Source organism: Pseudomonas sp. MWU12-3088 (genome assembly GCF_023242405.1).
GTDB lineage: Bacteria > Pseudomonadota > Gammaproteobacteria > Pseudomonadales > Pseudomonadaceae > Aquipseudomonas > Aquipseudomonas kribbensis.
The window spans coordinates 352,639-369,794 of the sequence record NZ_JALJEA010000002.1 but is presented as its reverse complement, the minus strand read 5'-3'; the positions used below and the strand labels follow the sequence as shown (position 1 = coordinate 369,794).

The 17,156-nt window shown below is 62.9% G+C and carries 16 protein-coding genes and 1 other RNA gene; 10 read left to right on the top strand and 7 right to left on the bottom strand.

The annotated features are described in order from the left end of the window. Positions 1–56: 56 nt before the first annotated feature. The 3 genes from ssrS to M5B98_RS07455 all read right to left on the bottom strand — a co-directional run bounded on the left by ssrS (position 57) and on the right by M5B98_RS07455 (position 789). A non-coding RNA gene (gene ssrS, locus M5B98_RS07465) (6S RNA) lies at positions 57–235 on the bottom strand. Positions 236–265: 30 nt separating this feature from the next. Continuing rightward, positions 266–583, bottom strand: a complete 318-nt coding sequence (locus M5B98_RS07460; RefSeq protein WP_007967943.1) for a cell division protein ZapA — start codon at positions 581–583, stop codon at positions 266–268. Continuing rightward, positions 580–789, bottom strand: a complete 210-nt coding sequence (locus M5B98_RS07455; protein ID WP_007940359.1) for a TIGR02449 family protein — start codon at positions 787–789, stop codon at positions 580–582. Before M5B98_RS07455 ends, M5B98_RS07460 begins: the two co-directional genes overlap by 4 nt. A gap of 125 nt (positions 790–914) precedes the next feature. On the opposite strand from M5B98_RS07455, the gene M5B98_RS07450 reads away from it, so the two are divergent. From M5B98_RS07450 to gcvH, 9 genes are all read left to right on the top strand, one after another. Beyond that, complete coding sequence (locus M5B98_RS07450) at positions 915–1,475, top strand: YecA family protein (protein WP_085708970.1); 561 nt, start codon at positions 915–917, stop codon at positions 1,473–1,475. 27 nt (positions 1,476–1,502) lie between these two features. After that, positions 1,503–2,837 carry a Xaa-Pro aminopeptidase gene (gene pepP / locus M5B98_RS07445; protein ID WP_248742346.1) on the top strand — a complete coding sequence of 445 codons (1,335 nt, stop codon included), beginning with the start codon at positions 1,503–1,505 and terminating at the stop codon, positions 2,835–2,837. Further along, entirely contained in the window at positions 2,834–4,021 is a 1,188-nt protein-coding gene (gene ubiH, locus M5B98_RS07440; RefSeq protein ID WP_248742345.1) for a 2-octaprenyl-6-methoxyphenyl hydroxylase, read from the top strand. Before pepP ends, ubiH begins: the two co-directional genes overlap by 4 nt. Further along, a complete protein-coding gene (locus M5B98_RS07435) occupies positions 4,014–4,499 on the top strand; it encodes a DUF4442 domain-containing protein (protein ID WP_248742344.1) in 486 nt (161 codons plus the stop codon). The genes ubiH and M5B98_RS07435 overlap by 8 nt, the downstream gene beginning before the upstream one ends. Before the next feature lie 9 nt (positions 4,500–4,508). Then, positions 4,509–5,726, top strand: a complete 1,218-nt coding sequence (locus M5B98_RS07430) for a 2-octaprenyl-3-methyl-6-methoxy-1,4-benzoquinol hydroxylase (RefSeq protein WP_248742480.1) — start codon at positions 4,509–4,511, stop codon at positions 5,724–5,726. 107 nt (positions 5,727–5,833) lie between these two features. Next, positions 5,834–6,838 (top strand): extracellular solute-binding protein, encoded by a 1,005-nt coding sequence (locus M5B98_RS07425; RefSeq protein WP_248742343.1) that lies wholly within the window; start codon positions 5,834–5,836, stop codon positions 6,836–6,838. A gap of 95 nt (positions 6,839–6,933) precedes the next feature. After that, the gene (locus M5B98_RS07420) at positions 6,934–8,550 is read left to right on the top strand and encodes an ABC transporter permease (RefSeq protein WP_248742342.1); all 1,617 of its coding nucleotides are present in this window, start codon (positions 6,934–6,936) and stop codon (positions 8,548–8,550) included. A 156-nt stretch (positions 8,551–8,706) separates the two neighbouring features. Beyond that, positions 8,707–9,789 carry a glycine cleavage system aminomethyltransferase GcvT gene (gene gcvT / locus M5B98_RS07415; protein WP_248742341.1) on the top strand — a complete coding sequence of 361 codons (1,083 nt, stop codon included), beginning with the start codon at positions 8,707–8,709 and terminating at the stop codon, positions 9,787–9,789. 48 nt (positions 9,790–9,837) lie between these two features. Further along, positions 9,838–10,221, top strand: a complete 384-nt coding sequence (gene gcvH / locus M5B98_RS07410; protein WP_085708978.1) for a glycine cleavage system protein GcvH — start codon at positions 9,838–9,840, stop codon at positions 10,219–10,221. A gap of 70 nt (positions 10,222–10,291) precedes the next feature. Here the strand turns inward: gcvH and M5B98_RS07405 are convergent, their stop codons facing one another. Then, the gene (locus M5B98_RS07405; RefSeq protein ID WP_248742340.1) at positions 10,292–11,434 is read right to left on the bottom strand and encodes a DegT/DnrJ/EryC1/StrS family aminotransferase; all 1,143 of its coding nucleotides are present in this window, start codon (positions 11,432–11,434) and stop codon (positions 10,292–10,294) included. Positions 11,435–11,590: 156 nt separating this feature from the next. Between M5B98_RS07405 and gcvP the strand changes: the two genes are divergently transcribed. Beyond that, positions 11,591–14,464, top strand: a complete 2,874-nt coding sequence (gcvP, locus tag M5B98_RS07400) for an aminomethyl-transferring glycine dehydrogenase (protein ID WP_248742339.1) — start codon at positions 11,591–11,593, stop codon at positions 14,462–14,464. 54 nt (positions 14,465–14,518) lie between these two features. On the opposite strand, the gene M5B98_RS07395 is transcribed toward gcvP, so the two are convergent. The 3 genes from M5B98_RS07395 to M5B98_RS07385 all read right to left on the bottom strand — a co-directional run bounded on the left by M5B98_RS07395 (position 14,519) and on the right by M5B98_RS07385 (position 17,119). After that, positions 14,519–14,836: a DUF2388 domain-containing protein gene (locus tag M5B98_RS07395; protein ID WP_007951791.1), complete on the bottom strand. Its 318-nt coding sequence runs from the start codon at positions 14,834–14,836 to the stop codon at positions 14,519–14,521. 69 nt (positions 14,837–14,905) lie between these two features. Then, complete coding sequence (locus M5B98_RS07390; RefSeq protein ID WP_248742338.1) at positions 14,906–16,690, bottom strand: GspE/PulE family protein; 1,785 nt, start codon at positions 16,688–16,690, stop codon at positions 14,906–14,908. A 90-nt stretch (positions 16,691–16,780) separates the two neighbouring features. Continuing rightward, positions 16,781–17,119: a hypothetical protein gene (locus tag M5B98_RS07385; protein ID WP_248742337.1), complete on the bottom strand. Its 339-nt coding sequence runs from the start codon at positions 17,117–17,119 to the stop codon at positions 16,781–16,783. Positions 17,120–17,156 lie beyond the last annotated feature (37 nt).

Here is a 17,156-nt window from a genome sequence, read left to right as displayed (position 1 = left end):
GAAAACGTACGCATAAAAAATCCGATGCCGGCATGCACCGGCATCGGATTCGAATCAGGCTCCCCGGATGAGCCGCTGTCGACTTAGCCCTTGAACCCGAGAGTTCAAGGTGGAGGATGCAGTAGGCTTTAAGGCTTTCCGTCTGGCGGACATGCACACCAGCCCAACGTGCAACCCCCAGGGTAGTGCAAATCGGCTCAGGGACATCGTCAACTGGCAAGCACCCCAGGGAGTGCGGCGAGTATACCTCAAGCGGCCTGGCGAATCAGCCCTTGCTGATGTCCGGATCGTCGGCCAGTACCAGATCGACACGATCGAGCAAGTCACGCACCTGTTCACGGGTCGAGCCGCTGGCCTGGATGTCCGGGCGCTCTTCTTTGTGCAAGAGATCGTGGGTGATGTTCAGGGCGGCCATCACGGCGATGCGGTCGGCGCCGATGACTTTACCGCTGCTGCGGATCTCGCGCATCTTGCCGTCCAGGTAACGCGCGGCACTGACCAGATTGCTGCGTTCTTCCTGGGGACAGATGATCGAATATTCTTTGTCGAGGATCTGCACGGTAACGCTATTGCTTGAACTCATGAGTCTTGCTCCAGGGCCTTGAGGCGCGAAATCATCGACTCGACCTTACGCCGGGCGATTTCGTTTTTTTCAATGAGGTGCGCGCGTTCCTCGCGCCAGGTCTTTTCCTGAGCTAGTAAGAGTGCGTTTTGACTCTTTAGTTGCTCGACCCGAGTAATCAGCAGTTCGAGTCTGGCCATCAGCGCTTGCAGGTCGGTGTCTTCCATTGTGTCCACTGATTCGGTCTGATGGGTTTGGCTGGGGGACAGCCTTTAATGGTCTTGGCGAGTCTGTCGATGTAGGATACAAGGCCTTCATTCTAGACATAGCGCCGTCTGGCGCCTAGCTGCCCATGCCCATTCAGAATTCTCCGTACCAAGCCTTCGCCACCCTGCTGACTGCCAGCGGTCACAACGTCTCGCCTGCCGAACTGCATGGCCTGCTGCTCGGTCGCAGCTGCGCCGGTGCCGGCTTCAATGCCGAAGAATGGCTGATCGACGCTGCCGAGCTGCTCGAAAGCGAGCCGCAGGACAACGTTCGCAACGCGCTCATCGGCCTGCAGGAAATGGTCAAGGGCGAGCTTACCGGCGACGACGTGACCGTCGTGCTGCTGTTGCCGACCGACGACGTGCCGCTGGCCGATCGCGCTGCCGCACTGGGCGAATGGTGTCAGGGCTTCCTCACCGGTTTCGGCCTGAACTGCCGCGACAGCAGCATGCTGAGCACCGAGGCCACCGAGGTGTTGCAGGATCTGGCAGCGATCTCCCAGGTGCAAGATGCACTGGAAGAATCCGAAGACGGCGAAAGCGACTACATGGAAGTCATGGAGTACCTGCGTGTAGCGCCGCTGCTGCTGTTCTCCGAAACCAAGAAAGCCGACGTGCCGCCAGCCGCCAAGCCGTCGCTGCACTGATCGCGTGCCAGGGAAAGCCATCTGCCCATGATCCATATCCCGAAAGCGGAATACACCCGTCGCCGCAAGGCACTCATGGCGCAGATGGAACCCAACAGCATCGCCATCCTGCCCGCCGCTGCGGTTGCCATTCGCAACCGTGACGTCGAGCACGTCTACCGCCAGGACAGCGACTTCCAGTACCTGAGCGGTTTCCCCGAGCCACAGGCGGTCATCGTCCTGATGCCCGGTCGCGAACACGGCGAATACGTGCTGTTCTGCCGTGAACGCAATGCCGAACGCGAACTCTGGGACGGCCTGCGCGCCGGCCAGGAAGGTGCGATTCGCGACTTTGGCGCCGACGACGCGTTCCCCATCACTGATATCGACGACATCCTGCCGGGCCTGATCGAAGGTCGCGACCGGGTGTATTCGGCCATGGGCAGCAACCCGGAATTCGACCGTCACCTGATGGACTGGATCAACGTGATCCGCTCCAAGGCGCACCTCGGCGCCCAGCCGCCGAACGAATTCGTTGCCCTGGATCACCTGCTGCACGACATGCGCCTGTATAAATCGGCGGCAGAAGTGAAGGTGATGCGCGAAGCGGCGCGGATTTCCGCCCAGGCTCACATCCGGGCGATGCAGGCCAGCCGTGCCGGCCTCTACGAATACAGCCTCGAAGCCGAGCTGGATTACGAGTTCCGCAAGGGCGGGGCGAAGATGCCGGCCTACGGTTCGATCGTCGCTGCCGGGCGCAACAGCTGCATCCTGCATTACCAGCAGAATGACGCGTTGCTCAAGGACGGTGACCTGGTGCTGATCGACGCCGGTTGCGAAATCGACTGCTACGCCAGCGACATCACGCGGACGTGGCCGGTCAACGGCAAGTTCTCCGCCGAGCAGAAAGCGATCTACGAATTGGTATTGGCCTCGCAGGAAGCCGCGTTCGCCGAAATCGCCCCGAACAAACACTGGAACCAGGCGCACGAAGCCACGGTTCGGGTGATCACCACCGGGCTGGTGCAGCTGGGGTTGTTGCAGGGCGAGGTGGACGAGTTGATCGCCTCCGAGGCCTACAAAGCGTTTTACATGCACCGCGCCGGCCACTGGCTGGGGATGGATGTGCATGACGTCGGCGAGTACAAGGTCGGCGGCGAATGGCGAGTGCTGGAAGTCGGCATGGCGTTGACCGTGGAGCCGGGCATCTACATCGCCCCGGACAATCAGAACGTAGCGAAGAAATGGCGCGGCATTGGCGTGCGCATCGAGGACGACGTGGTAGTGACCAAGAGCGGTTGTGAAATCCTGACCGGCGGTGTGCCGAAAACCGTCGCCGAGATCGAAGCCCTGATGGCGCAAGCACGGACACACGCGGCATGAGTCGGGTCAATCTGGCAATCATCGGTGGCGGTCTGGTCGGCGCCAGTCTGGCGTTGGCCTTGCAGGCCGGAGCCAAGGCCCGGGGCTGGAAGATCGTGCTGATCGAACCGTTCGCTCCCGGCGACAGCTGGCAGCCGAGCTACGACGCACGTTCATCGGCGCTGTCCTTTGGCTCGCGGCAGATTTATCAGCGGCTGGGCGTGTGGCAGGAAATCTCCCGCCGCGCCGAGCCGATCAAGCAGATTCATGTGTCCGACCGTGGACGGTTTTCCACCGCCCGACTGTCGGCGATGGAAGAGGGCGTACCGGCGCTCGGTTATGTCGTGGAAAACGCCTGGCTCGGTCATAGCCTGTGGCAACACCTCGACAAAGACGTGATCAGTTGGCGCTGCCCGGCGGAAGTCATCCGCATGGAGCCGCTGCCCGATGGCTATCGCCTGACCCTCAACGATGAGACCACCGTCGAATGCGATCTGGCGGTGCTCGCCGATGGCGGCCGCTCCGGTCTGCGCGAACAACTGGGCATCAACGTGCGCAAGCGCCCGTACAACCAGAGCGCGCTGATCGCCAACATCACCCCGAGCGAAGCGCACAACGGCATGGCCTTCGAGCGCTTCACCGACGAAGGCCCGATGGCGCTGCTGCCGCTGCCGGAAAACCGCTGCGCGCTGGTCTGGACCCGTCTGGGCATGGACGCGCAACGTCTGGCGGACCTGAGTGATCGTGATTTCCTCAGCGAGCTGCAAGGTGTGTTCGGTTACCGTCTCGGCACTTTGAAGCAGGTCGGCGCACGGCATCTGTATCCGCTGTCGCTGGTGGAGGCCGAAGAGCAGGTGCGTTCACATCTGGCCGTCCTCGGCAACGCCGCCCACAGCCTGCACCCGATTGCCGGGCAGGGTTTCAACCTGTCCCTGCGCGATGCCGATGCCTTGGCCGCCGCGCTGCTGACCAGCGACAAACCACTGGGGGATTTCGCCACGCTGCAGGCCTATCGCGAGCGCCAGCGCCTCGATCAGGACCTCACCGTGGGCTTCTCCGATCAGGTCACGCGCCTGTTCGGCAGCACTCAGCCGCTGGTGTCGCTGGGGCGCAACATCGGCCTGCTCGGCCTCGATCTGCTGCCGCCGGCCAAACGCTGGTTCGCCCGTCAGGCCATGGGGCTGGGGACGCGGCCGGATGCGTGAGTGGCTGATCAAACAGTTTGGCAAGGCGCGGCTGATGCGCTGGATCATGACGTTCTACCCGCCGTACTTCGGCGCCGGAGTCCGGGTGAAGCACATCAGCGATGACTTTCGTGACATCCAGGTCTCGATGGGCCTGGGCTGGTACAACCGCAATTACGTCGGCACCCAGTTCGGCGGCAGTCTGTATTCGATGGTCGATCCGTTTTTCATGTTGATGCTCATGGAGAACCTCGGCTCGCGCTACATCGTCTGGGACAAGGCTGCCGACATTGACTTCATTGCGCCGGGCAAAGGCCCGGTGTTCGCCCGGTTCAACATCGACGACACCCTGCTCGACGAAATCCGTCGGCAGACCGCCAGTGGCGAGAAATACCTGCCGCAGTTGCAGGTCGACATTCATGACGGCGCCGACAACCTGGTGGCGCGGGTCGGTAAAACCCTTTACGTGCGGCTCAAGCCGCAAGCGAGACAGGCTTAAAGCATGGAAATGCGCGCGGATGTGCTGATTGTCGGAGCCGGAATGGTCGGCAGCGCCCTGGCGCTGGCGTTGCAGGGCAGCGGACTGGAAGTCCTGCTGCTCGACGGCAGCCCGCTGAGCGTCAAACCCTTCAATGGCGATGCGCCGTTCGAGCCGCGAGTCAGTGCGCTGTCGGCGGCCAGTCAGCGGATCCTCGAGCGCCTCGGCGTGTGGGACGGCATCGTCAACCGTCGCAGCAGCCCCTACACCGACATGCACGTCTGGGACGGCAGCGGCACCGGGCAGATCCACTTTTCGGCCAGTAGCGTGCACGCCGAAGTGCTCGGCCACATTGTCGAGAACCGCGTAGTGCAGGATGCCTTGCTCGACCGTTTGCACGATTGCGATCTCGGCCTGCTGGCCAATGCGCGGCTGGAGCAGATGCGCCGCTCCGGTGACGACTGGCTGCTGACCCTGGCTGACGGTCGCACCCTGCGCGCGCCGCTGGTGATCGCAGCAGATGGCGCCAACTCCGCCGTACGTCGCCTGACCGGCGTCGCCACTCGCGAGTGGGATTATCTGCATCACGCCATCGTCACCAGCGTGCGCAGCAGCAAGCCGCACCGCATGACAGCGTGGCAGCGTTTCACCGATCACGGGCCGCTGGCGTTTCTGCCGCTGGAGCGTGACGGTCAGCAGGACTGGTGCTCGATCGTCTGGTCGACCACGCCGAGCGAAGCCGAACGGCTGATGGCGCTGGATGAAGCGGATTTCTGCCGTGAGCTGGAACGCGCCTTCGAAGGTTGCCTCGGCGACGTCATCAGCGCCGACCCGCGGCTGTGCGTGCCGCTGCGTCAACGTCACGCCAAGCGCTACGTGGCCGAAGGCCTGGCGCTGATCGGCGATGCGGCGCACACCATTCACCCATTGGCGGGGCAGGGCGTGAACCTTGGTTTCCTCGACGCTGCCGTGCTGGCCGAAGTGCTGTTGCAAGCCCACGAACGCGGCGAACGTCTGGCGGACGTGAAGGTCTTGAGCCGCTACGAGCGTCGGCGCATGCCGCACAACCTGGCGCTGATGGCGGCGATGGAAGGCTTCGAGCGGTTGTTCCAGGCCGATCCGCTGCCGCTGCGCTGGTTGCGCAACACCGGACTGAAAATCGTCGAGCAGATGCCCGAGGCCAAAGCGCTGTTCGTACGCGAAGCGTTGGGGCTGACCGGGGACTTGCCGGCGCTTGCCAAGGTCTGACGAACGTCGTGCAACATCTGGTAACTCCTTGGGAAAGTGATCGATTGAGCTGGTAAATGTGAGTCCTTATCATTTGGGCCACTTTTCCCGACCGAGAGATCACTCCCATGTTGGCACCCCAGCGTCTTCTGACCGCACTGGCCCTGACCCTGATCGGCAGCACCGCCGCCCAGGCCGCCGACGAGGTGGTGGTCTACTCGTCGCGCATCGATGAACTGATCAAACCGGTGTTCGATGCCTACACCGCCAAGACCGGGGTGAAGATCAAGTTCATCACCGACAAGGAAGCGCCGCTGATGCAGCGGATCAAGGCCGAAGGCGAGAATGCCACTGCCGACCTGCTGCTGACCGTCGATGCCGGCAACCTCTGGCAGGCCGAGAAGATGGGCATTCTCCAGCCGTTCACCTCGAAAACCATCGACGCCAACATTCCTCTGCAATATCGCTCGTCCAGCCACGCCTGGACCGGTCTGAGCCTGCGCGCGCGGACCATCGCCTACTCCACCGAGCGCGTGAAACCGGGCGAGCTGACCACCTACGAAGCGCTGGCCGACAAGAACTGGGAAGGCCGCCTGTGCCTGCGCACGGCGAAGAAGGTCTACAACCAGTCGCTGACCGCCACCATGATCGAAGTCCACGGCGCCGAGAAAACCGAGAAGATCCTCAAGGGCTGGGTCAATAACCTGTCCACCGACGTGTTCTCCGACGACGTCGCGGTACTGGAAGCGATCAACGCCGGCCAGTGCGACGTCGGCATCGTCAACACCTACTACTACGGTCGCCTGCACAAGCAGAAACCGGACCTGCCGGTGAAACTGTTCTGGCCGAACCAGGCGGATCGCGGTGTGCACGTCAACCTGTCGGGCATCGGTTTGACCAAACATGCACCTCACCCGGAAGCCGCCAAGGCACTGGTGGAGTGGATGACCACGCCTGAGGCACAGAAGATCTTCGCTGACGTAAACCAGGAATTCCCGGCGAATCCGGCGGTGAAGCCTTCGGAAGAAGTGGCGGCGTGGGGGCAGTTTGTCGCCGATACGCTGCCGGTCGAAGTGGCGGGCAAGCGTCAGGCTGAAGCGATCCGGATGATGGATCGGGCGGGCTGGAACTGACGCTGCGAGTCGAATCGCCGCAAGCGTGACGCGCAGCGTCACACGATACGTGCCCACGCAACGCGTGGGCACAATCATTCAACGAGAGTTTTTCCTTGGCCCACCCCGCCCAGCGCCGCTGGTACCCCATCGTCTTCGCCATCGCCGCGTTGGTGCTGCTCCCCCTCAGCGTCCTCCTGCTGTCGTGGCAGACCATCGACCAGCAGATCTGGTCGCACCTGTGGGAAACCCAGATGCCGCGCCTGCTGGGCAACACCCTGACGCTGGTCTTCGGCGTAGGTGTCGGTGTGACGCTGATCGGTGTAAGCCTCGCCTGGCTCACCAGCCTCTGCGAATTCCCCGGCCGGCGCTGGCTCGACTGGGCGCTGATGCTGCCGTTCGCGATCCCGGCCTACGTGCTGGCGTTCGTGTTCGTTGGCCTGCTGGACTTCGCCGGTCCCGTGCAAAGCCTGCTGCGTGAATGGTTCGGAACCGGCCTGCGTCTGCCGCGAGTGCGCTCCACCGGTGGCGTGATTCTGGTGTTGGTGCTGGTGTTCTACCCCTACGTTTACCTGCTGGCGCGCACCGCGTTTCTCGCCCAAGGCAAAGGCCTGATGGAAGCGGCGCGGGTGCTAGGGCAGTCACCGTGGCAAGCGTTCTGGCGCGTGGCATTGCCGATGGCGCGACCGGCCATCGGCGCCGGCGTGGCGCTAGCCTTGATGGAAACCCTGGCGGATTTCGGCGCGGTGTCGGTGTTCAACTTCGACACGTTCACCACCGCAATCTACAAGACCTGGTATGGCTTCTTCAGTCTGTCGAGCGCTGCGCAACTGGCCAGTCTGTTGTTGCTGGTGGTGATGCTGGTGCTGTACGGCGAACGTCGCGCCCGCGGTGCCAATCGGGCGAGCAACGAGCGGCCGCGGGTCAAGGCGCTGTATCACCTGCGCGGCCCAAAGGCCTGGGCGGCAACCGGCTGGTGCGGTCTGGTGTTCGCCTGTGCGTTTGTCATTCCGGTGCTGCAACTGCTGGTGTGGTTCTGGCAGCGCGGGCGTTTCGATCTGGATGAGCGTTACGCCGGGCTGATTCTGCACACCCTGTATCTGGGCGGCATGGCGGCGTTGATCACGGTCAGCGTGGCGATGTTGCTGGCGTTCGCCCGACGTCTGGCACCGACTTCTGCGATCCGTTCCGGCGTCAGTCTGGCCAACCTCGGCTACGCGTTGCCGGGCTCGGTGCTGGCGGTGTCGATCATGCTGGCATTCAGTTATCTGGATCGTGAGCTGGTGATTCCGCTGTCCGGCTGGCTCGGCGGTGCGGGCAAACCGTTGCTGCTGGGCAGTCTGGCGGCGTTGTTGATGGCTTATCTGGTGCGCTTCGTGGCGGTGGCCTACGGGCCGCTGGAAAGCAGTCTGGCGCGTATACGGCCCTCTTTGCCTGAAGCGGCACGTAGCCTGGGTGTCAGTGGGCCGCGACTGTTTTTCAAAGTGTATCTGCCGTTGCTGCTGCCCGGCACGCTCAGCGCCGCACTGCTGGTGTTCGTCGACGTGCTCAAGGAAATGCCCGCGACCCTGCTGATGCGCCCGTTTGGCTGGGACACGCTGGCGGTGCGCATCTTCGAGATGACCAGCGAAGGCGAATGGGCGAGGGCGTCGTTGCCGGCGCTGACGCTGGTGCTGGTCGGGTTGTTGCCGGTCATCGGACTTATCCGCCGCTCGGCGCACCGAAACACTTAGTCGTCAGTCCTGAATCATGCGGCTACAATGCGCGGCATTCGGTGCGGTCCGTCTGACAGACCCTGTCGCTGAAATCGGCTGAGAGCCTTCTCTTTCGGGGCTTTCAAACCGTGCAGCAGCGCTCCGCACCTTCGCCACGCCCGGAAGGAGAAACCCATGGGACAGCGTACGCCTCTGTATGACCTGCATCTCGCCCTCGGCGCGAAAATGGTCGATTTTGGCGGTTGGGACATGCCACTGCATTACGGCTCGCAGGTCGAGGAGCACCACGAGGTGCGTCGCGATTGCGGGGTGTTCGATGTATCCCACATGACCGTGATCGATGTCGCCGGCAACCAGGCCAAGGCCTGGCTCCAGCATTTGCTGGCCAACGACGTCGAACGCCTGCACAGCCCCGGCCGTGCGTTGTACAGCACCATGCTCAACGAGCGCGGCGGCATCGTCGACGACATGATCGTCTATCGCCTCGAGGACGGTTACCGACTGGTGGTCAACGCCTCGACCCGCGATCAGGATCTGGCGTGGATGCAGGCTCATCTCTCCGGCTTCGATGTGCAGCTGCAAGAACGCACGGATCTGGCGATGCTCGCCATTCAAGGCCCCCATGCCCGGCACAAGATTGCCGAACTGGTGACCCAGTCCCGCGCCAATCTGATCCAGATGCTCAAGCCTTTCGAAGGTCAGGTCGACGGCGACTGGTTCATTGCCCGCACCGGTTACACCGGTGAGGACGGACTGGAAATCGCCCTGCCGGCCGATCAGGCCCCCGGATTCTTCAACGATCTGGTAGGCGCCGGCATTTCTCCCATTGGCCTCGGTGCCCGCGACACCTTGCGGGTGGAAGCGGGGATGAACCTCTACGGTCAGGACATCCATCAGGACGTTTCGCCGCTGGCCTCGAACATGGCCTGGAGCATTGCCTGGGAACCGGCCACGCGCCGCTTCATCGGTCGCGATGCGCTGGAAGCGGAAAAAGCCGCCGGCGTGCAGCACAAACTGGTGGGTCTGGTGCTTGAGGAACGCGGGGTTTTGCGTGCGCATCAGGTGGTTCGTATCGCTGATGTTGGCGAAGGAGAGATCACCAGTGGTAGTTTCTCTCCTACGCTTAGCAAGTCGATTGCCCTGGCGCGTGTACCGATGGCGACTGCCGACCGCGCCGAAGTGGAAATCCGTGGCAAGTGGTATCCGGTGCGAGTGGTCAAACCGACCTTCGTCCGTCACGGCAAAACCTTGATCTAACCTTTTCCGGCGGGCACGACCGCTGACAATTTCTTGAGGACACCGAGCATGAGCAATATCCCCGCCGACCTGCGTTTTGCCGAAAGTCATGAATGGGCGCGCCTGGAAGCCGACGGCACCGTCACCGTGGGCATCAGCGATCACGCACAGCAAGCGCTGGGCGATGTGGTGTTTGTCGAGCTGACTGAAGTCGGCAAGGTGTTTGCTGCCGGTGATGCGGCAGGTGTTGTCGAGTCGGTGAAAGCCGCTTCCGACATCTACTCCCCGGTCGGCGGTGAAGTGATCGCGGTCAACGAAGAGCTGGCGGATTCGCCGGAGCTGCTGAACGAAGAACCGTACAGCTCGTGGATCTTCAAGCTCAAGCCGAGCGACAAGTCCGAGCTGGACAAGCTGCTCGACGCCGCTGCCTACAAGCAGTCCATCGGCGAGTAAGCTTCAAGCAACACCGCAAAGCCCCGATCCGTCGGGGCTTTTTTGTGGCCGAAGCTTTCTATTGCGCGGCTCAGGCGTTGCCCAATACCGTTTTGACCGCCGCCACCGAGCGCTCGACATCGGCTTTGGTCATGGTCGTGAACATCGGCAAGGACACGATCAACCGTCCGACCCGTTCGGCAACCGGCAACATGCCTTCCTTGAAACCGCGCTCGCGGTACAGGCTCAACAAGTGGATCGGCGGATAGTGATAACCGATGCCGATGCCCAGCGCCTGAATCTGCTCCATGAACGTGGCCCGCGCCGGCAAGCCGTCCTTGCGCTCCGGCAATACCAGCTGGAACAGGTGCCAGTTGCTGTTGGTGAAATCGGCAGGTGGCAGTTGCGCGCCGTACGTGGCTTCGAAGTCGTCGCCAAAGCACTTGAAGTAGTGGCGAGCCAGTTCCTGACGATGAGCAGTCAGGGCTTCGATGTGGGCGAACTGGCCGAGGCCGATGGTCGCTGCGACGTCGGTCATGTTGAACTTGCCGCCGAGCACATCGACGTCCAGGCCGTCGAAGCCGGTGCGGGTGACGCCCTGCAGGCGATATTTCTCCGCCAGACGCGCTTCCTCGGGCGTGTTCAGCACCAGGCAGCCACCCTCGGAGCAGGTCACGTTCTTGTTGGCCTGGAAGCTGAACGACACGAAGTCGCCGGTGGCGCCGATGCGCTGGCCGTTCCAGCTCGAACCCAGGGCCTGGGCGGCGTCTTCGATGATGCGCAGGTTGTGCTTTTTGGCGATGGCGTACAGGCGCTCCATGTCCACCGGCAACCCGGCGAGGTAGACCGGAATGACGGCTTTGGTGCGCGGCGTGATGGCCGCTTCCAGTTTATCCAGGTCGATGTTGCGGGTGACCGGATCGATGTCGGCGAACACCGGGGTGGCGCCCACTTCAAGAATCACGTTGGCCGTGGCGACCCAGGAGATCGGCGTGGTGATCACTTCGTCACCCGGTCCGATGCCGGCGATGCGCAGGGCAATCTCCATGGTGCAGGTGCCGGAGTTGAAGGTGCGTACCGGACGCCCGCCGAAATACTCCGACAGTTGCGCTTCGAAGGCCTGGACCTTCGGCCCGCTGGTGATCCAGCCGGAACGCAGGACATCGCCGACGGCGGCGATGGTGGCTTCGTCGATGACAGGTTTGGAAAACGGCAGAAACGGCAGTTGGCTCATGAGGATTCGATCATCCAAGGGTTGGGCGCGTGTTGCAGGTGCCACAGCATGCCCCGTTCGACCACCCGCCGCCAAGCCGTCCGCGACGGGATCGACTGCTATGCTGGTTTGACCGTGTTGCATTGACGCCGAGCGCCAGCCAAGAGAGAGCCCGTCATGTCCCAGTTGCCATCCTTGAGCCAGTTACGCGACCCCCATGCCTTCCTGCGCCGTCACCTCGGCCCTGATGCCGCCGAGCAGCAGGCCATGCTCGACAGCCTGGGCCTGGGCAGTCGGATCGAACTGATCGAGCAGACCGTCCCGCCCGCCATCCGCCTCAACCGTGAACTGGACTTGCCGCCCGCGCTGGACGAGCAGGCCGCGCTGGCGAAACTGCGCGGCTACGCCGAGCAAAACCAGGTCTGGACCAGCCTGATCGGCATGGGTTACCACGGCACCCTCACGCCGACGGTCATTCTGCGCAACGTGCTGGAAAATCCCGGCTGGTACACCGCGTATACGCCGTATCAACCGGAAATCGCCCAGGGCCGGCTCGAAGCGTTGCTCAACTTCCAGCAACTGACCATCGACCTCACCGGTCTGGAACTGGCCAACGCTTCGCTGCTCGATGAGGCGACTGCGGCCGCCGAGGCCATGGCGCTGGCCAAACGTGTGGCGAAGTCGAAGAGCAATCTGTTTTTCGTCGATGAAAACTGTCATCCGCAAACCATTTCCGTGGTGCAGACCCGCGCCGAAGGCTTCGGTTTCGAGCTGATCGTCGACACTGTGGATAACTTGAAACAGCACCAGGTATTCGGCGCTCTGCTGCAATATCCCGACACCCACGGCGAGGTCCGCGACCTGCGTCCGTTGATCGATCACCTGCATGCGCAACAGGCGCTGGCCTGTGTCGCGGCCGATCTGCTGAGCTTGCTGTTGCTGACACCGCCGGGTGAACTGGGCGCCGATGTGGTCTTCGGCTCATCCCAGCGTTTCGGCGTGCCAATGGGGTACGGCGGGCCGCATGCGGCGTTTTTCGCCAGTCGCGAGGAATATAAACGGGCGATTCCCGGGCGCATCATCGGCGTGTCGAAAGACGCGCGGGGCAACGTTGCGCTGCGTATGGCCCTGCAGACCCGCGAGCAGCATATTCGCCGGGAGAAGGCCAACTCGAACATCTGCACAGCTCAAGTGCTGTTGGCCAACATCGCCAGTTGCTACGCGGTGTACCACGGGCCGGAAGGCCTGAAACGGATTGCCCAGCGAGTCCATCGGTTGACCTGCATCCTCGCTGCCGGCCTCGAACGGCATGGCATCAAACGCATCAACCAGCAGTTTTTCGACACGTTGACCCTGGACGTCGGCGGCGCGCAGACCGCGATCATCGAAAGCGCTCAGGCGGCACAGATCAACCTGCGCATTCTCGGTCGCGGCCATTTGGGCCTGAGTCTCGATGAAACCTGTGACGAGAGCACCGTCGGCAAACTGTTCGATGTATTGCTGGGTGTCGATCATGGGCTCAACGTCGAGGAACTCGACGCCGAAGCGTTGGTATCCGGAATTCCTGACAATCTGCAACGCAGCTCACCGTACCTGCGCCACCCGGTGTTCAACGCCCATCACAGCGAAACCGAGATGCTGCGCTACCTCAAACAGCTGGAAAACAAGGATCTGGCGCTCAACCAGTCGATGATCCCGCTCGGCTCCTGCACCATGAAACTCAACGCCACCAGCGAGATGATCCCGATCACCTGGCCGCAATTCGCCAACCTGCACCCGTTCGTGCCCCGGGAGCAGGCCGTCGGTTACACGCTGATGATCGAAGAGCTGGAACGCTGGTTATGCGCGATCACCGGGTTCGATGCGATCTGCATGCAGCCCAACTCCGGGGCCCAGGGCGAATACGCCGGGTTGCTGGCGATCCGCAAATACCACGAAAGCCGCCACCAGGGCGGGCGCGACATCTGCCTGATCCCGTCATCGGCCCACGGCACCAACCCGGCCTCGGCGCAGATGGCCGGGATGCGCGTGGTGATCGTCGAGTGCGACGAGGCGGGCAACGTTGATCTGGATGACCTGAAATCCAAGGCATCCGAAGCGGGAGACAAGTTGTCGTGCCTGATGGCGACCTATCCGTCGACCCACGGCGTATACGAGGAGGGCATCAGCGAAATCTGCGAAGTTATCCACAAGCACGGCGGTCAGGTGTACATGGACGGCGCTAACCTCAATGCCCAGGTCGGGCTGGCGCGGCCGGCGGACATCGGCGCCGACGTCTCGCACATGAACCTGCACAAGACCTTCTGTATTCCCCACGGCGGAGGCGGGCCGGGCATGGGACCGATCGGCATTCGCGCGCATCTGGCACCGTTCGTCGCCAATCACCCGGTGGTGCCGATCGACGGCCCACAGCCGCAGAACGGCGCGGTGAGCGCAGCGCCTTGGGGCAGTGCGAGCATTTTGCCGATCAGCTGGATGTACATCGCGATGATGGGGCCGCAACTGGCGGACGCCAGCGAAGTGGCGATCCTTGCGGCGAATTACCTGGCGCAGCATCTGTCCGGCGCCTTTCCGGTGCTCTACACCGGGCGCAATGATCGGGTGGCCCATGAGTGCATTCTGGATCTGCGGCCGCTGAAAGCGCAGACCGGCATCAGCGAGGAAGACATCGCCAAGCGTCTGATGGATTACGGCTTCCATGCACCGACCATGTCGTTCCCGGTGCCGGGCACTTTGATGGTCGAGCCGACCGAGAGTGAATCCAAGGCTGAACTGGACCGCTTCATCGGCGCCATGTTGAGCATCCGTGCGGAAATCACCGAAGTGCAGAACGGCAACTGGCCGGCCGAGGACAATCCGCTCAAGCGGGCGCCGCATACGCTGGCCGATGTTACCGGCGTCTGGGAGCGGCCCTACAGCATCGAGCAGGGCATCACCCCGGATGCGCACACCAAGGCGCACAAGTACTGGCCGGCGGTGAACCGGGTGGACAACGTCTACGGCGACCGCAATCTGTTCTGCGCCTGTGTGCCGGTGGACGATTACCGCTGATCGGCGGGCAAAAAAATGCCGCTCATGTGAGCGGCATTTTTGTGGGCGACAGATTTATTCCGAAGCCACGGCGTTCTTCGCCAGAATCGCATTCGCCAGTTCCATGTCCGTCGCCTGCAGGCCCGGGTTGTCGGCGCGGACTTTCTGCATGGCGGCCTCCAGGTACGGGCCACGGATGCCGCCATCGCTGGCAACGAAACTGCCGGCGTCGTCCTGGGCGGCGACGATCAGTTTGTGATCCTTGAAGGTCAGGTACGTCGAGCCGGTGGTGGCGCCGGACGAAATGACGTTACGCCAAAAGCTGTCAGCCATTGCCGAACCGACGGGCAGAGACAGCAGGGCAAGGGTGGCGACAGCAAGTTTGAGACGCATGAGGGATGACTCCACTGGTGTTGAATAACGGCTTGGATCGTCATTTCGACGATCCGGTTCCGTGACGGGCTATTTCTGCTCGCTCTGCGGCGTCACCCGCAGCACCTCCTCGATGGTCGTCAGCCCCGCCGCGACTTTCTGCGCGCCGGACAGCCGCAGGCTGCGCATGCCTTCCTTGAAGGCCTGACGGCGGAGCGCCGTCAGATCGGTATCCGGGCTGATCAGCCCCTTGAGGCTGTCGGTCAACTGCATGATTTCGTAGACCCCGGCGCGGCCGTGATAACCGGTGTCGCGGCATTCCAGGCAGCCGATGGCCCGTTGCGCGTTGCCCGGCAGCGGCGCCTGCCACGGCCGGGTCAGGGTTTGCCAGTCCTCTTCGGCGACAGGCAGCGGTGCCTTGCAGTGCGGGCACAGTGTGCGCACCAGACGCTGGGCCATGACCCCGAGCACCGTGGCCTTGATCAAATAATGCGGCACGCCGAGTTCCAGCAGGCGGCTGATGGCGCTCGGCGCGTCGTTGGTGTGCAGGGTCGAGAGCACCAGGTGCCCGGTCAATGCGGCCTGGATCGCCATTTCGGCGGTCTCCAGGTCGCGGATTTCGCCGATCATGATGATGTCCGGGTCCTGCCGCATCAGCGCCCGCACCCCGGCGGCGAAAGTCAGGTCGATGTTGTGCTGCACCTGCATCTGGTTGAAGGCCGGCTCGACCATCTCGATCGGGTCCTCGATGGTGCAGAGGTTGACCTCCGGGGTCGCCAGTTTTTTCAGGGTGGTGTAGAGCGTGGTGGTCTTGCCTGAACCGGTCGGGCCGGTCACCAGAATGATGCCGTTGGGCTGCCGGGTCATGTCCTGCCAGCGCCGCAGGTCGTCGGCGGAAAACCCGAGCTGGTCGAAGTCCTTGAGCAGCACTTCCGGGTCGAAGATCCGCATCACCATCTTTTCGCCGAACGCGGTGGGCAGGGTCGACAGGCGCAGCTCGACCTCGCCGCCGTCCGGGGTCTTGGTCTTGACCCGGCCGTCCTGGGGTTTGCGCTTCTCGGCGACGTTCATCCGGCCGAGGCTTTTCAGGCGGCTGACGATGGCCATCGTCACCTGTGGCGGAAACTGATAGACGTTGTGCAGCACGCCGTCGATGCGAAACCGTACCGTGCCTTGCTCGCGCCGTGGCTCGATGTGGATATCGCTGGCCCGCTGCTGGAAGGCGTACTGGAACAGCCAGTCGACGATGTTGACGATGTGCGCGTCGTTGGCGTCCGGCTCCTGATCGCTGGCGCCGAGGTTGAGCAGTTGTTCGAAGTTGCCGAGGTTGCTGCCCGGCTGGTCGGCGTTGCTGGCGCCGCTGACCGATTTGGCGAGGCGAAAGAACTCGACGCTGAAGCGCTGGATGTCCGCCGGGTTGGCCACCACCCGTTTGACCGGCAGTTTCAGCACGTGGGTCAGATCGGCTTCCCAGCCCCTGACGTAAGGCTGGGCGCTGGCCACGGTCACGACATCGCGATCAACCGACACCGCAAGGATCTTGTGGCGCTGGGCGAAGGCGTAGGACATCAGCGGCGTGACGGCGGCGACATTGATCTTCAGCGGATCGATGCGCAGGTACGGCTGGCCGGCCTGCTGCGCCAGCCACAGGGTCAGGCTTTCCAGGTCCAGGTGCTTGCCCGGACGGCTGAGGTCGTCCAGTTGCTGGCCGGCGATAAATTCCAGTGGATGTATCTGACCGTGGGTCGCCTGCCGGCGGCGGGCATTCAGCGCGTGTTCGGCCGAGTCCTGGCTGATGAAGCCCTGGGCGACCAGTTCACGCAATACATCATTGAGATCCAGCCAGCGGTCCTGAGTGGCGAGTTGAACGGACATGCGGGCTCCTTTTGAACGACAGTCCGCAAAGGATAGTCGTGGCCCCGCCGACCGTTGGGCCACTACCCGACAAAGGCGTTTCCGCTTTTGTCAGCCAGCCGCCTGAGCCGGCGCATCCCACGCCGCATCGGGGTTCTGCAGATTCACCGAGCAGACGCTGATCAGGTTACGAAGTTTTTCCGCGATCATCTGGGCGCGATGCCAGCTCAGGCCACCCATGACGATGTCGATGGACAGCAGGTCGTCCAGGCGCTGGACATTGACCTGTTCCGGGGTGAGGAACTGCAGGGCGAACAGGTTCAGCACCCGCACCAGCAGATCCGGTTCGGCCTCGGCCAGTATCTGGTACTGCGCAAGGCAATGGGCGTTGCTGGCGTTCCACACATCGGCACGGGGCGCTGGAGTGTTGACGGCTTCGAGGTGTGGCATGGCAGGTCTCCGGAATCAGTGGAGAAATTTTTACATT